This is a genomic window from Caulobacter sp. BE254 (genome assembly GCF_031457295.1).
GTDB lineage: Bacteria > Pseudomonadota > Alphaproteobacteria > Caulobacterales > Caulobacteraceae > Caulobacter.
In genome coordinates, this window is the sequence record NZ_JAVDWJ010000001.1 from 1 (window position 1) to 20,250 (window position 20,250).

Here is a 20,250-nt window from a genome sequence, read left to right on the forward strand (position 1 = left end):
TCGGTCTGGCCGCGCCACCAGGCCTGGTCCTGGCCGATCGCCGCGCCCGTGGCCGCGACCACCCCGTCCAGCGGCTGGCTGGCGGCCAGGCCGCCGCCGAGGCTGGAAGAAAGGCCGCCGCCGAGCTCCACGCCCAGTCCGGCCGACCCGTTTGACCCGCCCGTCGCCTCGGCGCTGGCCCCGACCTGGGCCCCGACCTGGGCCGCAGCCTGGGCCAGGCCGTGGGCGACCAGGTCCTGGCCGGCCCGGGCGCTGTCGTTCAGGGCGTTGGCCCGTGCCTGGCCCGAGGAGATCGCCTTCAGGCCGTCCAGGCCGCGGGCCTGGCCCGACAGCCAGGCCGCCCGCTGCGAAGCGTCCATCTTCGTCCAGCGTCGGGCGACCGAGGCGTCGACCTTGTCGGTGTCGCTGAAGTCCAACTGGGCGGCGGCCTTGACCTCGGCGTAGCTGGCCCCGAGCTTGTCCAGCAGGCCCCGCCTGGCCTGGATCCGCGCCGCCTTGGCCGCGGTCTTGGGGTCGTTGGCCAGCCGGCCCAGCGTCCCGTCCTCGTCGCGCGCGCCCCATTCGGTCTGGTAGGCGCCGGCATAGAGGCCTTCGGAGCCCAGCACCCGCCGGGCCAGGGCCACGTCGTAGCCTTCGCCGGTGCGCCCGTCGGCCCACACGAAGCGAAGCGTGTTCTGCACGAAGCTGTCGAGGGTCATGTCGCGGGTGTAGCCGGTGGCCGTTCCGCCCAGGTTGATGGCCTTGATCCCGGCCTCTTCCAGGGTGCGCAGCTCCTTCTTGGTCGAGCGGCCGTTCTGGTTGGCGTCGACGAACAGCAGGATCTTGCTGAAATCCTTGTCGGCCTTGTCCAGCACCCCGTCGCCGTTGCTGTCCCAGGTGCGCAGCCCCTCCAGGTCGCTGGTCGCGCCCGGCTTGTCCTGCACGAACGAGATCTCCGACAGCCGGTTGATCGCCCCGTCGCCGTCGCGGTCCACCGCCAGGAAACCGTCGGTGGGGCCCACCCAACCGATCCGCGAGATCCCGCCGCCGGCGGTCTTGACCACCACCTGCGAGCTGTCGACCGCCGACAGGTTCAGCCCGTCGCCGTCCAGGTCCAGGGCGATGGGGTAGTAGTTGTCATAGTTGTAGCTGACCTGCTCGGTCCAATTGATGTCGAGCTTGCGCAGGTCGATCGAGGTCCCGCCGGCGATCACGTATTCCACCGTGTTCAGCGTCTCGTAAAGCACTTGGTCGGTGTAGCCGTCCTTGACGACATACTTGATCCCGCCGTTCCAGATCTGGACGTGGTCGGGCGTGTAGTAAGCCGTCTGGTTGGGATCGAGCGGGTTCCTGGCCCCGATATAGAGGTGGTCGCCCACCACCTGGTAGATCACGTCCTCGGCCGCGACCGTCGCGCCGAACACGATCGTGTCCTCGCCGCCGGCGTCGTTGATGCTGTCCAGGCCGTCGCCGCGGTCATAGGCGAACTGGTCGTCGCCGCCCGAGGTGGTGATCACGTCATTGCCCAGCCCGCCGATGACGACATTGCCCTTGTCCTCCCACGCCCCGCCCGAACCGGTGATGGAGTCGTCGCCGTTGTAGGCCACGATCAGGTCGCGCCGCCCCGACCAGCCGTTGACCGCCTCGCTGTTGTCGCTCGCGGCTGGCGCGTACTCGATGCCGTCCACGTCCAGCTGACCGGCGCCGTTCAGGTCCACAGTCTTGATCTTGCTGCTGTTGAGGTTGGCGAAGTTGGCCGAAACGCGGAACTGGGCGCTGTCGCCGCGGATCCCGACGTCCAGCCAGCCGCCCGAGCCGCCGGCCGTGCCGAACCACAGGTCCGAGAACTTCACGGTCTCGCCGAACGACAGAACGTTCCAGCCGGTGTCGTCCTCGGTGACGGTGTCGTAACCCTCGCCGCGGTTGATCACATAGGTGTCGGCGCCGGCCGCCCCGGCCAGGTAGTCCGTCCCCGCGCCGCCGACGAAGGTCTGGTCGCCCTCGCCGCCGTAGAGGTAGTCGGTATAGGCCGAGCCCACCACGCCCTCGACATTGTTGTAGGTGTGGCCGTTGGCCAGGCCCGTATAGCCCGTGCCGTCGTATTGGAAGGTGGGCGTGTAGCTGCTGAGGATCAGGTAGACGCCCTCGGTCGAGGCCGAATAGTCGACGAAGTCCTTGCCCTCGCCGCCCTCGTACCGGTCGCCCCCCGCCGTGGCCACCAGCCAGTCGTCGCCGGCCAGGCCTTCCAGGCGTCCCGCGAACTCATTGCCCTTCAATTGGTCGGCGAGCTTGGAGCCGCGAACATTCCCGATGTCGATCAGCACGTCGCCCTCGGCGTCGCCGCCAAACGCCTCGCCGGTCGACAGGTCGATATAGACGCCCGCAGACGAACCTTCGTAGCTGGCGAAGTCCGGACCGGGACCGCCGTCCAGCCTGTCGGCGCCCGCACCGCCTTCCAGGATGTCGCCGCCCTCGCGCCCGTAAAGCTGGTCGTCGCCGGCCAAGCCTCTTAGGACGTTGTCGCCGACCGTCCCATAGAGCCGGTCGTTGTAGTTCGACCCCGTGGCGTTCTCGACGCCCAGCAGGCCTTCACTCGTAATCCAGCCGCCGGTTACGGCGTCGGTGACCATCGCGGCCCGCGAGCGGTAATCGCCCGCCACCGCGTCCGGATTGCCATTCCAGTCGGCTGGACGGAAATCGAGGTCGAAGCTTACGCCGACCGTCATCCGCTCGGCGCTGATCGTATCCTTGCCGTTCGGATCGCTGTTGGGATCCTGCGTGCCGCCCCAGAACCAGTTGAAGGTGTTGTCGGCGGCGATCAGGAACGTGTCGTCGCCGTCCTCGCCCAGAAGGCATTCCGAGCCTTGGCCATCGGCCAGAATGTCGGCGCCGGCGCCGCCATAGACGCTGTCCGCGCCGTCGCCGGCCGCCAGGTAGTCGTCGCCGCCTTCGCCGAACAGCGAGTCGTTGCCCGAACCGCCCAGTAGGGTGTCGTTCTGGTCGCCGCCGTAGATCACGTCGTCGCCGCCCTGGCCATCCAGCCAGTCCCAGCCCGTGCGGCCGTAAAGGACGTCGTTGGATTGGCTGCCGACGAAGATGTCGTCGCCGCCGCTGACGCTCACCGTCACGGTCGTCTCGTACTGTTCGTACTCGTAGCCGTTCCAGTAGTAGTCGTAGGTGGTCTGCTGCTCGTCATGCTGGTCGTCCAGCGTCACACCGCCGCCGTTCCAGCGGTATTCCATGTAGTCGTTGCCCGCGGTCGCGCCGCCGGCGTTGACCCAGGTGTAAGCGATCTTGTCCAAGCCGTTGATCGTGGCCGAGCGGCCGTCGGCCGACGCCGAGGGCAGGATCGAGAACAGCCCCTCGGTCCCGCCCGTCAGCGAAACGGTGAAGTCGGTCCCGTTCCACACGAAGTTGGCGTTCTCCAACGCCGTCCCATGCCCGGCCAGGTCGAAGCTGCCCAGGAAGCCCCGCAGGCCGCCGTAGAAGTCGGACGAGGTCCACTTGTCCAGGCCCAGTTCGCTGACCCGTTGCAGGGTGATGATCCAGGGGTTGGCCAGGGCCTGGTTTTCCAGCGCGCCGATGATCTTGTCGATCGTGGGCTTGTAGGCGTTGTAGAAATTCGTCTCGTCGGCCGTGAGGACCGCCGCGCCTTGGGTATGGAGCTTGTCGATGAGCGCCTTGTGCGGTGGGTGGCCGTAAAAGTCCTGCTCCCATTGGGTCAGACTGGCGTAGGCGCCGATGATGAAGCCGTTCACCAAGCCACGGTTGCCCGCGTAATACCGGTAGTCGCTGGCGATCTGCAGGTCGCCGGTCAGCGAGGTCAGGTCGGCGGCCGGCGAGCGGGCGATGGCCCGCTTGGCGAAGATATCGCCGCCGACGATCTTGGTGTTGCGGATCGCCGCCAAGGTCCCGAACTCCACGGCCTGGTCGGCCGAGCTGAAGTTGGTCTGGACGCCGTTGACCTTCACATAGATCTGGCTGGCGGTGTGGCCGTAGGCCTGGGTCGTGGTGTAGCCGTTGAGGTTGCTGACATAGGCCGTGGTGTTGGTGTAGGCGACCATGCCGATCAGGCCGTTCAGCGTATCGCGCGCCGTGGTCGCCATCGAGGTGACCAGCTCGCGGTTGCCGTTGTTGGTCACCGTCACCGCGCCCAACTCGTAGCGCGCGTAGGGGATCTGCAGCACCGTCTCGGCGCTGGCCGAGGGGATCTTGGGCTTCTTCTTGCCAAACAGGTTGCCGATCAGCGCGCCCAGCACGAAGCCGACGAACGCGCCAATGCCGGGGGCGACCAGGTTAAGGGCCAACCAGGAATTTCCCAGGCCAAGCTGGGCCGTGATAAAGGCGCCGGCGGTCGATACCCCGGCGCTGGACGTCACCGACAGGGTGGCGGTCGTCATCGCCCAGGCGCCGGCCGCCGAGCCGATCGAGGACAAGACCACGCCGGCCGTGGTTTGCGGCTGCACGACCATCGAGCCCAGCTTGGAGCCGAGGAAAGCGCCGACCGCGTTCGCGACCAAGGTCGCGCCACCGCCCCCTTTGAAGAGCTGATCGGTATGGAAGCCGTCGAAGATGTGGGCCGCCCCCTTCTGGACGATGTTGGTCACGGCCTGGTTGGTCAGAGTCGAACCAACGGTGTTGAACAGTTCCGCCCCGAAACCCTTGACGCCGAGCGCTTGGCCCAGCTCCATCGTCAATAGCGAACTCACCGAGCCAATCGCCGCCGATTGCAGGCGATTCCACACGTCCTGGCCGAACGCCGCGGCGTTGGCGCTCGTCATCACCGATTCAATCCCTGCGCCGGAAGCCAGGGCAACGCCAATCTGGTTGCCGATCGCGCCCAGCACGGATGAATAGACGATCCCTTTGACGCTATCACCGCCTGACAGGTAGTCGCCGATTTTCGAACCGATCAACGAACCGAGCTGGCCCGCGCCCTTGGCGCTGAGCGTAACCTGGACTTGTTGGCCATCTGGCCGTCCCTCGATGAGGTAATAGGCGCGGTTCGGCGACGCCAAAGCTGCGGCCTTGGCGGCGTCACCGACTTTGAGCGCCTGGATCGCCTGGGTGCGGGCCGCCTGCTGTTGCCCGAACACTTGGCTGGCCAGAACCCAGGAGAACTCCTCCTGCTTGACGACCATGGCCTCGCCGGCCTGGCTGCCGGCGGGCTTGCCCTGCGCTTCCGGCGTTCCTTCCAGGACGATCAATCCTTCCCAAGGAGTGTTGCCCGCCTGAGGAATGTTGACCGGTGTCGTAGCGTAACCGAACCGCCCTTGTTGAGCGAAAACAATGAAGTCCTTCTTGTAGGAGTCATCGCTAATGATCTGGTTTATGTTCGTTGCGAACCGGTCCTCGACCTTCGCGGCCTTGTTCCATAAATGGTCTCCGGCGAACGGGTGCCAGAGTTCATGCACGGAAACCTGGACGATCTTCTTGAAATCGTAACTGCTCGCCCCCGTCCCAGGCACGCCGTTCTTGTAGGAATTGTCTAGGTTGATGACTAGGCTGACCCCATAGGGCAGCGCCATATTGGTTGCGTAGATCGGATCCCCGTCGGCGTCCTTTTGGGTGTGGTACCAGCGCGCGATACCAGTATTCCCCGTCATGTCCCCGGTCGAAAATCCGAATTGACCGGCAACCGCTCCGGCGTGACCAAGGATGACCTGCACGCCAGCCGTCTTCGATCCATGCAGGGCGAAGATTTCCTGGATTGGCTGCACGGAACCGTAGTCCGCGTTCAGTTCGTCCACATAGGCCTTGGCCAAAGCCTCCGTCTCGGCCACGACATAGAGGTTGGGCAGACCCGACCCCGAGGGCGGCGCGTAGATGTAGGTTCCACCGCCTGCGGTGACGAAGGTCGCGTGCGAGAAAGTGAACGTCGGCATGACTATCGCTTCCGATCGGGGGCTTCAGTGATAGCGGAAAGTCTCAGCTGCGCCGGGCCATAGCCGGCGCGCAGGCTTTTCACGTAGTAAGGGATGGCGGCCCGATCGCCTTCGCAGATCTCGGCCATGTATCCGCGGATGAAGGCGAGCTCGACGATCCTTTGCCGCCCGGCTTGCTCTATGCCGCCCAATCTGGATTGGTACGCATCGTAGGAATCGCAACGATGCTCGTCGACGGCGAAGTCCCGCACGGCGCGAACATAGTCGCCGACGTCGTCCCGGGCAGCTTCGGCATCCAAGACACAGTCGATGTCGACGTCGTAACCCATGAAGATGCCATTCCGGGCGTTGGCCGTCGTCACCGCCCGAGCGATATCGCCCGCGGGACAGGCCTTGGCTTCGACGGGCAGGAGATAGGGGCAGACACCGTCAATCAGCGGGAACGGCGGGACGCGCAGATCCCCGCCGATCGTCCCGTCCCGTCGCGTCGCGTGCACGAAAGCCGTCGGCGCCGGATTTGGGATGTGACGTCCGGGCGTGGCTACGAGGCGTCGCGTCAATTCATCGGATACGCAGTTCACCGGCGACGTCGTGGCTTGAACGGCGACTGACGGCGCGACGGGCGCCGAACAGGAGGTGCACAGTCCCGCGAGCATTCCGGCCCAGACAGCGCCGCTTGGAAGTTTCACCGCTCCCGCCCCGCCTCAGACACCGTCTTCGCCACCGGTGACCACACGAAATCAATCACCCGCCGTTTCCCCGTCACGATCTCGACCGAAGCGCTCATGCCAGCGGACAGCAAAGCGGGACCGCCGTCAACCCTAAGGTGCGTTTGTGACAGCTTCACACGCACGGGAAAGACGAGTCCGCGCTTCTCGTCGACGATGGCGTCCGGCGACACCTGCGCCACCTCGCCCGACAGCGTGCCGTAGCGGGTGAACGGATAGGCCTCCAGCTTGACGACGGCGCGGTCGCCGACATGGACGAAGCCGATGTCGCGGCCCAGGACCAGGGCTTCGACCACCAGGGCTTCGCCGTCGGGGACGATGGTGACGATCGGCTTGCCGGTCTCGGCCACCTCGCCCAGGGTGGTCACCGACACCGCCTGGATGATGCCGCCGACCGGGGCGCTGAGGGTCTGCAAACCGCGCTTCTGCTCGGCCTTGCGCAGGGCGTCGCCGCGGGTGGCGGCCAGGCCTTCGGCCTCAGCCCGCTCCTGGGCGGCCTGGCCGACGAACGACTGGGTCAGCTCGGCGGCGTCGCGCGCCAGCGAGGCGACCTGGGCCCGGGCCTCGTCCAGCCGGCCGCGCTGGGCGACCAGGTCCTGCTCGGCGGTGACCATGGCCTGCTCCTGCTGCAGCAGCTTCTGGCGAGCGCCGTAGCCCTTGGCCTCCAGCATCTTCTGGTCGTCCAGCTGGCGCTGCAGGATCGGCAGGGTGCGCTCCAGCTTGACGATCTCGGCCTGGGCGGCGCGGGCCGAGGCCTCGGCGCCCGCCCGGCGCTCGCCCAGCGAGGCGCGCTTGGCCTCGTAGGCCTGGATGCGGGCGGCCACCACCTGGCGCTCGGCCTCGGCGGCGCTGGGCTCCGCGCCCGGCGGGGCGATCACAGCGCCGCCTGCGCCGCGGCTGTAGGCCAGCAGGGCGTTGGCTCGGGCCAGGGTCAGGCCGGCGGTGGACAGTTCGGTCGTGGCGCTCTCGGCGTCGGCGTCGGCGACCGTGGGGTCCAGGGCGATCAGCAGCTGGCCGGGGCGCACGTGCTCGCCCTCGCGCACGGCGATGGCGCGGACTGTGCCGGGGTCGGACGGCTCGACTGAACGCAGGCGGCCGGTCGGCACCAGCCGCCCCTCGGCCACGGCCACGGTGTCGACCTTGGCCCAGCACGACCACGCCAGGGTCCCGACAGCGCCGGCGATGATCGTCCAGGCGATGGCCCGGCCGATCGGCGAGGGCGGCGACTCGGCGATCTCCAGGGCGGCGGGCAGGAACTGGGTCTCGATCCGCTGCCGCGCGCCGGACCGGCGGCGCTGGGTCTCCTCGCGCCAGGCGTGGACCAGCACGCGGGCGTGGCCGATCAGGCTCATGTCTCGGCTCCGTAGCCGTGGGTCTGGGCGCGCCACAGCTGGGCGTAGCGCCCGCCGGCCGCCATCAGGGCCTCATGGGTTCCGGTTTCGGTGATCTGGCCGTTCTCCATGGTGACGATCCGGCTGGCCAGGCGGATGGCCGACAGCCGGTGGGCGATGATCATCACCGTTCGTCCACGGACGATCTGGCGCATGTTCTGCTGCAGGATCGCCTCGCTCTCGGCGTCCAGGGCGCTGGTCGCCTCGTCGAGGATCAGCAGGCGCGGGTTGGTGATCAGGGCGCGGGCGATGGCGATCCGCTGGCGCTGGCCGCCCGACAGGTTGGCGCCGCGCTCCTCCAGCACCGTGTCATAGCCCTCGGGCAGTTCCAGGATGAACTCGTGGGCCCCGGCCATGCTGGCCGCCGCCATCACCGCCTCCATCGGCAGGGCCGGATCGGCCAGGGCGATGTTGTCGCGCACCGAGCGGTTGAACAGCAGGTTCTCCTGCAGCACCACCCCGACCTGGCGGCGCAGCCAAGCCGGATCGACCTGGGCCAGGTCGACCCCGTCGACCAGCACCCGGCCGCTCTCGGGCACATAGAGCCGCTGGACCAGCTTGGTCAGGGTCGACTTGCCCGAGCCGGAGGGACCGACGATGCCCAGCACCTCGCCGGGCTCCACCGACAGGCTGACCCGGCGCAGGGCCTCGCGGCCGCCGGCCTTGTAGCGGAAAGTGACGTCGTCGAAGGCCACCGCCCCTTCGATGCGGGGCAGGGCGGCGCGCGACGGCGAGAACTGGGCCTCGGTGGGGGTGTTGAGCACGTCGCCCAGCCGCGCCACCCCGACCCGCGCCTCCTGGAACTGCTGCCACAGGCCCGCCAGCCGCAGCACCGGCTCGGCGACGCGGCCGGCCAGCATGTTGAACGCCACCAGCTCGCCGACCGTCATCTTGCCGCCCAGGGCCAGGCGCGCGCCGATATAGAGGATCAGCACGGTGGAGGCTTTGTTGATCAGCTGGATCGCTTGGCCGCCCCAGATGTTCAGCCGCGCGGCCCGAAATCCCGCCCCTACATAGGCCGCTAGAAGCCGCTCCCAGCGGTTCTGCATCTGCGGTTCGACGGCCGCGGCCTTCAGGGTCTGCATGCCGGCCACGGTCTCGACCAGGAAGGCCTGGCTCTCAGCGCCGCGCTGGAAACGCTCCTCGATGCGCCGGCGCAGCGGCCCGGTCAGCAGGCCGGCGACCAAGGCGTAGAGCACGATGGCGACCAGCACGATCAGCATCAGCCACGGCGAGTAGAACCACATCACCACCAGGAAGACGACCGTGAACAGCAGGTCGATGACCAGGGTCACCGACGAGGAGGTCAGGAACTCGCGGATGGTGTCCAGCTCGCGGACCCGGGCGATGGTGTCGCCGACCCGCCGGCTCTCGAAATAGGCCATCGGCAGGGCCAGCAGGTGGCGGTAGAGTCGCGCGCCCAGCTCGACGTCGACCCGGCTGGTGGTGTGGGTGAACAGGGCTGCGCGCAGGCCGCCCAGCAGGGTCTCCATCAGGATCACGGCGCCCAGGCCGATGGCCAGCACGTCCAGCGTGGTCAGGCCCCGATGGACCAACACCTTGTCGATCACCACCTGGAAGATCAGCGGCGTGGCCAGGGCGAACAGCTGCAGGGTCAGGGAGGCGGCCAGCACCTCGCCCAGCAGGCCGCGATAGCGCACCAGGGCCGGGATGAACCAGGTGACGTCGAATTTGGAACCGCCGGGGATGTCGGACCGGGTCGTGACCAGCACGGCCTCGCCGGCCCACACGGCCGACAGGTCGGTCATGGACAGGGTCTGGGGCGCCTGGCCCGGCCATTGGATCAGGGCCTCGCCGTCGCCGGCCCGGGCCAGAATGAAGAAGTCGCCGCCCCGTCCCTTGGCGATCACCGGCAGCGGGGCGTCCCGCAGGCGCGACATCGGCAGGGTGGCGAGCTTGGCCCTGGCCCCGAGCCGACGGGCCAGGCGCACCAGGTCGCCCGTCTCGGCGTTGCCGGCCTTGCCCAGCGCATGGCGCAGCTGCTGCGGATCGGCGCTGATCTGGTGGAAGCCCAGCAGTAAAACCAGGCATGCGAGGCCTTCGTCGGTCTCGACTGGATACGCACTCACACGCCGTCCCCGCAACTAGAGGGCGTAAAATCGCGGAGCTGCGTCACAATTGCAAGCGGGATATCGTGCGTAACCTCGACCGGCGGCCGACGGGCTGGTTATTGCCGTATCTCGGTGCATCGCGATCCACGTCAGGCTGGTGTCGAGCTTACGCCGGCGAAGGTCTACGGCCTTCACCGATGTCGAGGGGCACCGGTCTGGGCCTGATCTTCTGAGTTGGGAGGTTGGTATGACGAAGGGCAAGAAAGCGGCCCTTCAGGATGGCCGCCCGCCGCTGTTGATCGGCGACCCGTCGTTGTCTAGCGCGTGGATTGCCGCAGCAAGGCGTCCATCTGGTCGATCTCGGCTTGCTGCCCGGCGATGATCTGACGGCATAGAGTCTTCAGATCCGGATCCCGGATCGAGGACTGTCGGCACATCAGGATCGCGCCGGAGTGGTGTGGGATCATCGCCTTCAGGAACTCCCGATCACCGATCAGGACCTGCTGGCGGATCGCCGCGAAGCTGCCGACGCCGACCATGAGGCTGGCGATGAGAATGGCGAGGTTCAGGCCGCGCCGAGGATACATCGAGCCCATCAGGATCAATTCGAAGATCGCCATGGGCGCGGTCATCAAGAGGGCCATATAGGCCTGGTCCAGCCCGCCGCGGATGTCCGAGAACCGGTCAACCATCGCGTACATCAGGACGTACATCGCCGCGAAGGACAGCACGAGCATCAGCGCCAGGCGGCCATAGGCTCCGCCACGGTCTGGTCGATGGTCCGACCTATCCATCACGGACCGGTCCGCCCGCCCATGGCCGCGGCCACCCAGTCGGTCGCGCGGCAAGGAACGGCTTCGGTCGGTAGGGGAGGCGGCGACACGCTGGCCGCCGTCGGGAACGACACGCGATCCAGAACCGACGCACTGGCCATCCGTCGGCCAATCACACGACCCTCTCCCCCGATGTCGAGGAAGAGCGGCTCGGCGATGTGGTCGGCCTCGCGCTCCGGCTTGTCGGTGTAGCCGGACTTGTCTCCCCGCGGCATGGCGAAATTCCCGTACTGGAAGGGTCGGCTCGCGCCTCGGCGATGCCGATCGGTCTTGGCCGAACGCGCGGCGAGACGCGGGGTTTCTATCTATCAATCGACGCGGAATGTCGGCGGGCGGAGGTGCAAGCCTCAGTCCTCTTGTCTGATGCTCGGCCGTGGTCGAGCCCAGGACCTTGCCAGTCCAGCTGTGAACCTCGGCGCGTTCAGGTGGTTTCCACCCGTGGAGGACGGAGGCGCCGATGTTGAACGCGATCCTGGAGGATCATCCTCGCAAGCCGGATCTGGTCGGGGACCTGATGGGCAGGTGCGCCCAGGCGTGTTTCGATTGCGCTCAGGCCTGCGCGGCCTGCGCCGACGCCTGCCTGGGCGAAGACATGGTCGAGCTGCTGCGCCGGTGCATCCGTCTCAACCAGGATTGCGCCGACATCTGCTTCGCCACCGGCTGCGTCGTCTCCCGATTCACGGAGATGGGCGCGACCGCCTTGCCGCCGCTGCTGATCGCTTGCGCCGAAGCCTGCCACCTCTGCGCCGACGAGTGCCAGCAACACGCCACGCGGCACGTCCACTGCCTGGTCTGCGCCAGGAGCTGCCAAGCCTGCGCCCAGGCCTGTCGCGATGTCTATCCCGCAGCGACCGATTGACGTCCAACCGGTAGTGGAAGTCCCCACGGACGCTGTTTCTCCCACGATCTGATCATGGGGCAATCGAGTCGCCGACACGCCCGTGTTCAACCACGCCGGCCTCGGCGCGAGGTTGTTCCGAGCGCGGGAGCGTTTGCCGGCGGCGGTTCAACCGACGCCTTGAACCCCTTGATCCACGATCAGCGTGGGGCTTGGGCTGTGGCCAGCATCTGCGCCTTGGTCTGAGTGCTGCAGGCGTGCTCGTTCTCCAGGGCCAGGGTGCGTTGAAGCAGGCCCACCATCTTGCCGTCGATCTCGACGATCACGATCGGTTCGCGCTGGTCTTCAGCCAGGCCCGCGATCTTTCCGACGACCGCGCCGGCGCGGTCGATCACCGTCATGCCCGTCTTGAAGGCGGGAAGGGCGGGCGTGTCGGTGGGTTGACGCATCGGTGGAGCGGGCGCCGGCGCATTCTGGCCGCAGGCCGGGCCCGCGACCACGCCGGCGAGCGCCAGGATCAGAAGATGCGTTTTCATCGACCTCCTCCTTTCCTCTTGGACAGCGGCCGCCGCACCAGTTCGTTCCCGCATGGATGAGGGAACAGCCGTTGGCGCTGGCCGTTTTTTTGATGCGGCGGACGGTGTCCCTGGGCCGCGCTTCTTCCAAAGACGGAGGTTCCAATGCGAGTGAGCGACTGCATGACGCGCAGCGTCGAGATCACCAGTCCCCAGGAGACAATCTGCGACGCGGCCAAGATGATGGCCGATTGCGACGCTGGCGCCTTGCCGGTGGGAGAAAATGATCGGCTGGTCGGGGTGATCACCGACCGCGATATCGCGATCCGCGCCGTGGCCGAAGGCAAGGGGCCGGACGCGAAGGTAAGCGAAGTGATGAGCGCCGAGGTCCGATATTGCTACGAGGATGACGACGTCAATGAGGTGATGCGCAACATGGGCGACCTGCAGGTGCGCAGGCTGCCGGTGCTGAGCCGGGACAAGCGACTGGTCGGCATCGTCTCGCTCAGCGACCTTGCGATGAACGGCGCCAGCGCGACGGCCGGCCTGGCCCTGGGTCACATCGCGCGGCCGGGCGGGGAGCATTCGCAAACCCGCCATTGAGAGAGCGCGGGGCCCGAGCCCGTAATCGCCACCTTGGCTAAGGCGGGTCGACGGTGCGGTTGAACAGCCGCGCCTTCGGCGCCAGCGATCGTGTCGTACGCCGGCGCCTGCGGGGGGCACGCCTTAGGTGTGCGCGGCTTCGGCGTGGATTTCGCCGACCGACCAAGCCTTCACCAGCGGGTAGATCTGGTAGAGGGCCGACAGGCCGAAGATAATGTAGACGCCGCGCGCCACGGCCGAGCCTTCTCCGAACAGATAGGCGACGAAATCCGTCTGGACCAAGCCGACCAAACCGGCGTCGAGACCGGCGACGATGGTCAGGATGAGGGTGGCGAGATTGAGAGCCTTCATGATGGGTCTCCTTTGTCCGTGGGATTCAACCCCTGCGCCCTGCCGTCGTTCCGTTTCGACGCCATCGTTCGTCAGACGGCCAGGACGCCGGCGACGACGAGGCCAAGACCGATCAAGGTCAAGGCCGCGTTGGCGATGTGGCCGTACTCCCAGCGCGTGCGCAGCGCCGCCCAGTCGGGCGGCGTGCTGACCCAGTTGTCGGTCGCCTGGTTGGCCGGCCAGATCCGGATGAAGAACAACACCAGGGTGGCGGCCACGCACAGGCCGCCGGCCAGGATCGGCCAAAACGCCGCTGGTGCGCCGCGCAGACTGAAGGCCAGGCTGAAATCGGCCACCATCGCCGCGACCGGGGCGATCCCGGCCAAGGCCCAGCCTCGGTAGATCTGCTGCACGGCCAGATAGCGCTCCTGCGGCAGCCGCATCTTGTTGGGCGCGGCCATGGCGTGGGCGCCGCCGGGCACGAGCGCCAGCGCCGTCAGAAGGATCGCGAGAAACTGCAGGATCGCCAGAATGAGCGCCCTCCTGTCTGTTCGACATGCCAATCGTTGGCGATCGAGGCGATAACGGTTGAGAAGGCTGGGATTTCCGCGCTTTCGGAGAATTTTTCGCGCGTCTGCGAGTCGAGCGCGGCTGGCGATGACCAATGTTGAGATTCAGATTGCGTCAGACGCAGCGCCTGGCGCTTGTTGCGACCCGCAATTCAGAACAGCGCCGGCAGCGACTGCCAGAAGATCGCCACCAAACCCAGGCTCGCACCGAGCGTAGACAGACGGGCCGCGAAGCGCTGCGAGGGATCACCGACCTTGCTGCGGCGATGAGCCTGGATGGCGATCGACGCCGCCGTCGCGAAACACATCGCGCTGAAGGCGAAACGCGCGCCACGCCACAGCGGCTGCTCAGAGAGGGCGCGTAGATCGGCGACACTGGCAAGGACATAGACGCCCAGGAAGTGAGCCGCCCAGACCAGTAGTCCACCGACAAGAAATGCCCACCGCCTCATCTCAGGCGCCCGGAAACAGGCGCGGTAGCAGCGCGCTGACCAAGCCCTGGAAGGCGCAGTAGCCCAGAAACAGCCCGACCAGCTGCACGGTCGCCCGGCGATCGGCGCCGATGTAGCCGAACAGCCAGCGCAATACGACATAGGACGCCATGAGCGCGGCGACAGCGATGAAGACGCCGTGCCAGGAGAGCAGGGCGTAGACGATGGCGCCCTGGGCGCCGAGCTGGGGCGCCAGCCCGGTCTGGCGCCAGGTCGTCAGGTCGATCGCCCAGCCCGAGGCCAGGGCGGCGAAGGCCAGGACGATCAGGGCGGCGGCCAGCCGGGGGACGGAAGCGGCGGCCTTGGCGAGTACGCTGTTGGCCAGCCAGGCGAAGGCGGCGCCGAGCAGGTTCAGGCCGGCGATCGCCGCCAGCCATATCCGATCCGGCGGTGCGACCCAGGCGCGGGGCGCTCGACTCCACAGGAAGACGTAGGAAAACAAGGCCATGGTCAGCACCATGCCCGCGACGACCAAGGTGATGACCGTGGCCCACCAGCCGTGACTGGCGGGACCGGTCATATAGGTGGGCAGACGGATTCCGGCCCCGACATCGACCGACTTGGACCTGGCCGGATGATCCAGGAACCAGCACCAGCGTAGCACGCAGAAAACGGCCAGCACGCCGCTGACCACCGAGGGGGCATAGGCCTGCACCGTCAGCAGCAGGAAGAAGCCGGCCGTGAACACCGCCGCCCAGACGTGCCAGCCGGACGGGCGCGGCATGGGCAGCAACTGCTGCGGTTCGGCGTTGAGCGGACTGGTCAGCAAGGTCTCTCGGTCACCAGTCGGGGCGCCGGGCAGGAAGTAGCGACCGGTCTCGACGTCACGGGCCAACTGGGGCTGGTCCCACAGCGGATACAGCGAGGTGACGATCGGGATGCTGCGGGTGGAGTAGAGGCCGGTCGGCAGCCACTCCAGCCCGCCGCCGTCGTAGACGTTGCCGGCGTCCTTGCCGAACGGCCGAAAATTGCGCGCCATGTCGATCACCCAGACCAGCACGCCGGCCGCAAACAGGAACGCGCCCGCGGTCGAGATAAGGTTGGGCCATTCCAGGTCGCGCCCCGGCGCATAGGTGTAGACACGGCGCGGCATGCCCATCAGTCCACTGAGGTGCATGGGCAGGAAGGCGACGTGCATGCCGGCGAACATCAGCCAGAAAACCCAGCGGCCCAGACGCTCGCTCAGAGGGCGGCTGCTGCACATCGGCGTCCAGTAGTAGATGGCCGCGAACAGCGGGAACACCATGCCGCCGATCAGAACATAGTGCAGGTGGGCGGTGATGAAATAGGTGTCGTGAGCCTGCCAGTCGAAGGGGACCATGGCGGCCATCACGCCGGTCAGGCCACCCATCACGAAGATCAGCAGCGCGCCGAGCACGAACAGTCCGGGGGTGTTGAACCGCATCTTTCCCGAGGCCACCGTGGCGATCCAGGCGAACACCTGCACGCCGGCCGGGAGGCTGACCGCCATCGAGGCCGCGGCGAAGAAGCCGACCGACACCCCCGGCAAGCCGGTCGTGAACATGTGGTGGGCCCAGACCCCGAAGCTGATGAAGCCGGTGGCCAGGAACGCCAGCACCACCAGCCAGTGGCCGACCAGCGGGGTGCGCGCCACCACCGGCACGATGGTCGACATCGCTCCCGCCGCCGGCAGGAAGATGATGTAGACCTCGGGATGGCCGAAGAACCAGAACAGATGCTGCCACAGCAACGGGTCGCCGCCGCGCGCGGCGTCGAAGAACGGCCAGCCCAGGGCCCGCTCCAACTCCAGCAGGGTGGTGGCCAGGATCACCGACGGAAAGGCGATGACGATCATCACGGCGAAGACCAGCATCGCCCAGGCGAAGATCGGCAGCTTGTCCAGCGTCATGCCCGGCGCGCGGGTCTTCAGCACGCCGACGATGATCTCGATGGCCCCGGCGATGGCCGAGATCTCGATGAAGCCGATCCCCAGCAGCCAGAAGTCGGCGTTGATCCTCGGCGAATAGGCCATCGAGGTCAGGGGCGGGTACATGAACCAGCCGCCGTTGGGCGCTAGGCCGAAGAACAGCGAACAGAAGAAGGCCAGGCCGCCGATCAGGTAGGCCCAGAACGCATAGGCCGACAGGCGCGGGAAGGGGAGGTCGCGCGCGCCCAGCATCTGTGGCAGCAGCAGCACGCCCAGGGCCTCGACCGCCGGCACGGCGAACAGGAACATCATCACCGTGCCATGCATGGTGAAGACCTGGTTGTAGGTCTCCTGCGACAGCACCCCGTTCATCGGCAGGGCCAGCTGGGCCCTCATCAGCAGCGCCAGCACCCCGGCCAGCACGAAGAACAGCATGGCCGCGCCCACATAATAGACGCCGACATAGTTGTTGTTGATCACCGTGAGCCACTGCCAGCCCTTAGGCGCGCACCAGATCGCCTCCAGCTTGGCCAGTTCGCTCCTAGGCCGAGGCCCCTGGGTGGGGAAGCGGTTGTAGAGCTCGGGGTCGAAACCGGTCTCGGACACGACGGGATCGTTCATTCCAGGCTGTCCAGATAGGCGGCGACGTCGCGCAGTTCCTGGCCGCTCAGCACCGGATAGGCCGGCATGCGGTTGCCCGGCTTGATGGCCTGGCTGTCGGCGATCCATCCGGCCAGCGTGCCTTGATTGTTAGGCAGGATGCCCGCGCCCAGGGTGCGGCGAGCGCCGACATGGGTCAGGTCCGGGCCTGCCACGCCGTTGGCGTCCGTCCCGCGCACGGTGTGGCAGGCGCCGCAACCGGCCTTGCGGAACACCTGCACGCCGACCGCGACGGCGGGGGAGGGCGAGACCGGTTTAAGACCGCGCGCGCGCCAAGCCTCGAAATCCGCCGGGTCGTGGGCCACGACGACCAGCGCCATCAGGGCGTGGGGTCCGCCACAGAATTCCGCGCATTGGCCGCCATATTCGCCGGGGCGATCGGCCTGAAGGCGCAGGATGTTCCGCCGGCCGGGGATCATGTCCAGCTTGCCGCCCAGGCGCGGGATCCAGAGCGCGTGGATCACGTCGATGGACTCCAGTTCCAGAGCGATGGGGCGGCCCGTGGGGATGTGGATCTCGTTGGCGTCCTGAAGCGTCTCGCGCCCGCCGGCGTCGAGATAGGCCACGCGCCACCACCACATCTCGCCCGTGACGCGGATGCGCATCTCGCCCGGTCGGGGCGCGTCGCTCAGTCGCGCGGTCAGGGCCAGGCCATAGACCAGTAGGGCCGAGAGCACGACGACAGGAAAGCCGAGGCCGGCGATCCAGACCAGCCGCTCGCCCCCCAGCGCCTTGCGCCAGGCGCGGGGCCCAAACAGCGCTACGCCCAGGGTGACGACGACCACCAGAAGCGTCACCATGACGACGCCGATCAGCACCCAGGTCAGCAGGTTCAGCGGCGCCGCGAACGGTCCGGCTGGATCCAGCACCGGCGGCGGCCAGCCTCTTAGGCTGTCGGTGGCGATACGGTCAGCGGTCATCGAGCGTATAGAGATAGGCCGCGACGTCGCGGGCCTGGGTCTGGCTGAGGCCGGTAGCCGGCATCGCCGTGCCCGGCGACAGGGCCGGCGGGTCGCGCAGCCAGGCGACCAGGGTCCGCGGTTGGTTGGGCAGGCGGCCGGCGATCAGTGGGCGATCGGCGAAGCCAGCCAGCGAGCCGCCGACCTCGCCGCGCGGCCATGCGACGCCCGGAACCGCGTGGCACGCCGCGCAGCCGCTGGCCCCAATCAGCGCCAAGCCGCGCTGGGCATCCGCGCCGGCCAGGACATGGGGCGGACCGGCCTTTTCGGCGCAAGCCGCCAGCAGCGTCAGGGCCAGCAGGGGAATCCTCGTTGTCTGGCGTGCCGTCCACCGCACCTGTCATCGCCGCCGCTGTTAAGGCTTGAACCCCGCAGCCAGGCTCGGGTTCCGGGCGCGAGCCTCGGGAACCTCGGCCTTGTCCGGCCGGTTTAACGTCGGTGCGCGCCACGATCTTCCCGCTGGCCTTGCTGGGCCTGGCTCTCGGCCTGGGCGGCTGCGGCCCCGGGTCCAGCCGGACGGATGAGCGGCTGAGCCGAGACGGCGAACTTGTGGCCCTGAGCGGCGGTCAAGGCGGGGCGGCCAAGGCCTGCTTCTCCTGCCACGGCCTGGACGGCGCGGGCGACGGGATTTCCACGCCGCGCCTGGCGGGCCTCGACGCCGGTTATCTGCGGAAGCAGCTGGACGACTACGCGGTCGGTCTTCGCCATGACCCCGTGATGTCGCCGATCGCCAAGCCGCTGTCTGGACCAGCGCGTCAGGCGGTGGCGACCTATTATGCGAACCTGCCTTCGCCCGTTCAGCCGAAATCGGCGGCCTCGAAGACCCCGCCGACCGCCTGGCTGCGGCGGGGCTGCGCGTCATGTCATGGCGAGCGGGGGCAGGGCGTCGGCGCGGGCGACCCGGCGCTGTCCAGCCAGCCGGCGGCCTATACCGTCGAGCAGATCCGCCGCTGGCAGGTTGCCGGGCGGCGCAACGATCCGCGCCGGGTCATGGCGACGGCCGTCGCCGACCTGACCTCCGCCGAGATTGCGGCCATAGCCGACTGGCTAGAGATGCAACCCGTTTCTCCAGGGCCCGATAACGGCGCTGCCAGCGTGTCCGCCGCCGGGGTCGCTGCGGCAAGATCGGCAGCATCCCATGAAGGACGTCGTCGCGATCGATGACATGGTGTTTCAGGGCCGCACCGACATGGATCGGGATCAGGACCAGCAGACTGGCGACCAGGGCCCGGTGCATCCACTCCGCGGCGGTTTCGATCGCCCAGAGGGTCGGCGTGGGAAGGTCCTGCAGCGGCATCAGGGGCCAGGGCGTCAGGCCCAGCAAGGTCAGCTGAGTGTCGCGGGCCGTGGCCGAAACGATCGCCCAGCCGCTGAGCGGCAGGCCCAGCAGGCAGGTGTAGAATACGTAGTGGGTCACATGGGCCGCGGTGCTTTCCCAACCCGGCTTGTCGGCGTCATTGATCGGTTCTGGCGCGAACAGCCGCCAGCCCAGGCGTCCCAGGGCCAGCACCAGCATCAGGACCCCGATCAGAAAATGCAGATCGTACGCGGCCACCATCTCGCCGCCCGGGTGGGCGAGGCCCATCCACCAGCCCCAGCCCAGCTGGAACAAGACCAGCGCCGCCATCGTCCAGTGGAAGACGATCCCGACGGGCGAGTAGCGCCCTTCGTCGGTATGGCCCGCCGCCCACTCCAGAATGTTTTCGATCAGCCTGTCGATCATGCGGGCCGCAGCCGCTCCGGCCCGCCCTTCAGCCAGCGTCCGAGGATCACCAGGGCCGCGCCGAGATAGACGCAGGCGGCGGGCGCCCACATGATCAGACCGGCGATCTGCTGGTCAGCCAGGGGGCTCAGTCCCCATGCGGCGGTGGTCAGGGCATGGGGCGCGTAGATCGCCTTGGGCATGAAGACGAGCAGGGCGCCCAGCAGACCCATCTGCACCATGGTCGCCAGCAGGATCGCCACCGCGCTCGGCGGCGGAGCGGCGCGGACCGAGCGCCATAGCAAGATCGCTGAGCCCAGCACGCTGACCTGCATCAGCCAATAGACGGGATCGCTCGACAGCGCCCAGCCGTAGAGCGAAGGCGCGTGCCAGGCCCAGAAGGTCGCGGTGAACAGCAGCGGCGACGCGAACTGGACACCGCGTCGCCGTTCCATCGTTCTCGGCAAGGTCCAGGCGATCAGCGGCGCGGCGACGGCCGCCAGCAGGACGTGGTGCACGGTCCGCGCCGAGAACAGCGCCGAACTCAGGGCGCAGAGCGGCGACACGAATGCGACGGCCAAGACCGCCATGGCGGCCAGAGCTAGCCCTCGGCGGTCGCGCGCCGCGCGCCACAGCAGGGCGGCGCCCGCGATGGTCAAGGCTGCGAGCAGGAGCGGGTCGAGGTTCCAGCGCAGCCAAAGATCGACGGGCGTGGATCCCACGCCGCAATAGGGGGTCCAGGTCGAGGTCGGATCGCGCGTCATGAGCCAACAACAAGGTCAGGCCCGACCCGTTCCAACGGAACAG

Annotated in this window: 17 protein-coding genes and 1 pseudogene; 3 read left to right on the forward strand and 15 right to left on the reverse strand. The window is 67.8% G+C overall.

Features of this window, described 5'->3' with window-relative positions; genetic code table 11:
• The 6 genes from J2X41_RS00005 to J2X41_RS00030 all read right to left on the reverse strand — a co-directional run.
• Positions 1 to 5,864 (reverse strand): calcium-binding protein (locus tag J2X41_RS00005; protein ID WP_310078626.1); only part of this gene is annotated, 5,864 nt, incomplete at its 3' end.
• Positions 5,865 to 5,866: 2 nt separating this feature from the next.
• Complete coding sequence (locus J2X41_RS00010; protein WP_310078629.1) at positions 5,867 to 6,361, reverse strand: hypothetical protein; 495 nt, start codon at positions 6,359 to 6,361, stop codon at positions 5,867 to 5,869.
• 188 nt (positions 6,362 to 6,549) lie between these two features.
• Positions 6,550 to 7,944: an HlyD family type I secretion periplasmic adaptor subunit gene (locus J2X41_RS00015; protein WP_310078630.1), complete on the reverse strand. Its 1,395-nt coding sequence runs from the start codon at positions 7,942 to 7,944 to the stop codon at positions 6,550 to 6,552.
• Complete coding sequence (locus tag J2X41_RS00020) at positions 7,941 to 10,073, reverse strand: type I secretion system permease/ATPase (protein ID WP_310078632.1); 2,133 nt, start codon at positions 10,071 to 10,073, stop codon at positions 7,941 to 7,943. Before J2X41_RS00020 ends, J2X41_RS00015 begins: the two co-directional genes overlap by 4 nt.
• 299 nt (positions 10,074 to 10,372) lie before the next feature.
• Positions 10,373 to 10,792 carry a DUF305 domain-containing protein gene (locus J2X41_RS00025; protein WP_310078633.1) on the reverse strand — a complete coding sequence of 140 codons (420 nt, stop codon included), beginning with the start codon at positions 10,790 to 10,792 and terminating at the stop codon, positions 10,373 to 10,375.
• A 56-nt stretch (positions 10,793 to 10,848) separates the two neighbouring features.
• The gene (locus J2X41_RS00030; RefSeq protein ID WP_310078635.1) at positions 10,849 to 11,103 is read right to left on the reverse strand and encodes a hypothetical protein; all 255 of its coding nucleotides are present in this window, start codon (positions 11,101 to 11,103) and stop codon (positions 10,849 to 10,851) included.
• A 242-nt stretch (positions 11,104 to 11,345) separates the two neighbouring features.
• On the opposite strand from J2X41_RS00030, the gene J2X41_RS00035 reads away from it, so the two are divergent.
• Entirely contained in the window at positions 11,346 to 11,747 is a 402-nt protein-coding gene (locus tag J2X41_RS00035) for a four-helix bundle copper-binding protein (RefSeq protein ID WP_310078637.1), read from the forward strand.
• Between the two features lie 179 nt (positions 11,748 to 11,926).
• Here the strand turns inward: J2X41_RS00035 and J2X41_RS00040 are convergent, their stop codons facing one another.
• Positions 11,927 to 12,262, reverse strand: coding sequence for a hypothetical protein (locus J2X41_RS00040; protein ID WP_310078639.1), 336 nt, complete (start codon positions 12,260 to 12,262; stop codon positions 11,927 to 11,929).
• A 162-nt stretch (positions 12,263 to 12,424) separates the two neighbouring features.
• Here J2X41_RS00040 and J2X41_RS00045 point away from each other — a divergent pair, with 162 nt between their 5' ends.
• Complete coding sequence (locus J2X41_RS00045; RefSeq protein ID WP_310078641.1) at positions 12,425 to 12,844, forward strand: CBS domain-containing protein; 420 nt, start codon at positions 12,425 to 12,427, stop codon at positions 12,842 to 12,844.
• 123 nt (positions 12,845 to 12,967) lie between these two features.
• On the opposite strand, the gene J2X41_RS00050 is transcribed toward J2X41_RS00045, so the two are convergent.
• From J2X41_RS00050 to J2X41_RS00075, 6 genes are all read right to left on the reverse strand, one after another.
• Complete coding sequence (locus J2X41_RS00050; RefSeq protein WP_310078643.1) at positions 12,968 to 13,195, reverse strand: DUF378 domain-containing protein; 228 nt, start codon at positions 13,193 to 13,195, stop codon at positions 12,968 to 12,970.
• A gap of 71 nt (positions 13,196 to 13,266) precedes the next feature.
• On the reverse strand, positions 13,267 to 13,839 hold the full coding sequence (locus tag J2X41_RS00055) for a hypothetical protein (RefSeq protein WP_310078645.1): 573 nt from the start codon (positions 13,837 to 13,839) through the stop codon (positions 13,267 to 13,269).
• A gap of 56 nt (positions 13,840 to 13,895) precedes the next feature.
• The gene (locus J2X41_RS00060) at positions 13,896 to 14,195 is read right to left on the reverse strand and encodes a hypothetical protein (protein WP_310078647.1); all 300 of its coding nucleotides are present in this window, start codon (positions 14,193 to 14,195) and stop codon (positions 13,896 to 13,898) included.
• A 1-nt stretch (position 14,196) separates the two neighbouring features.
• The gene (locus J2X41_RS00065; protein WP_310078649.1) at positions 14,197 to 16,743 is read right to left on the reverse strand and encodes a cbb3-type cytochrome c oxidase subunit I; all 2,547 of its coding nucleotides are present in this window, start codon (positions 16,741 to 16,743) and stop codon (positions 14,197 to 14,199) included.
• Positions 16,740 to 17,702, reverse strand: coding sequence for a c-type cytochrome (locus tag J2X41_RS00070; RefSeq protein ID WP_310078651.1), 963 nt, complete (start codon positions 17,700 to 17,702; stop codon positions 16,740 to 16,742). Before J2X41_RS00070 ends, J2X41_RS00065 begins: the two co-directional genes overlap by 4 nt.
• Positions 17,692 to 18,078, reverse strand: coding sequence for a c-type cytochrome (locus J2X41_RS00075; RefSeq protein WP_310078652.1), 387 nt, complete (start codon positions 18,076 to 18,078; stop codon positions 17,692 to 17,694). Before J2X41_RS00075 ends, J2X41_RS00070 begins: the two co-directional genes overlap by 11 nt.
• A gap of 212 nt (positions 18,079 to 18,290) precedes the next feature.
• Here J2X41_RS00075 and J2X41_RS25205 point away from each other — a divergent pair.
• A pseudogene (locus J2X41_RS25205) lies at positions 18,291 to 18,734 on the forward strand (c-type cytochrome); the annotation flags it as partial.
• On the opposite strand, the gene J2X41_RS00080 reads toward J2X41_RS25205, so the two are convergent.
• Both J2X41_RS00080 and J2X41_RS00085 read right to left on the reverse strand, forming a co-directional pair.
• Positions 18,730 to 19,464 carry a cytochrome b gene (locus tag J2X41_RS00080; protein ID WP_310078654.1) on the reverse strand — a complete coding sequence of 245 codons (735 nt, stop codon included), beginning with the start codon at positions 19,462 to 19,464 and terminating at the stop codon, positions 18,730 to 18,732. The pseudogene J2X41_RS25205 and the gene J2X41_RS00080 sit on opposite strands and share 5 nt — an antisense overlap.
• On the reverse strand, positions 19,461 to 20,207 hold the full coding sequence (locus J2X41_RS00085; protein ID WP_310078656.1) for a cytochrome c oxidase assembly protein: 747 nt from the start codon (positions 20,205 to 20,207) through the stop codon (positions 19,461 to 19,463). The genes J2X41_RS00080 and J2X41_RS00085 overlap by 4 nt, the downstream gene beginning before the upstream one ends.
• Positions 20,208 to 20,250 lie beyond the last annotated feature (43 nt).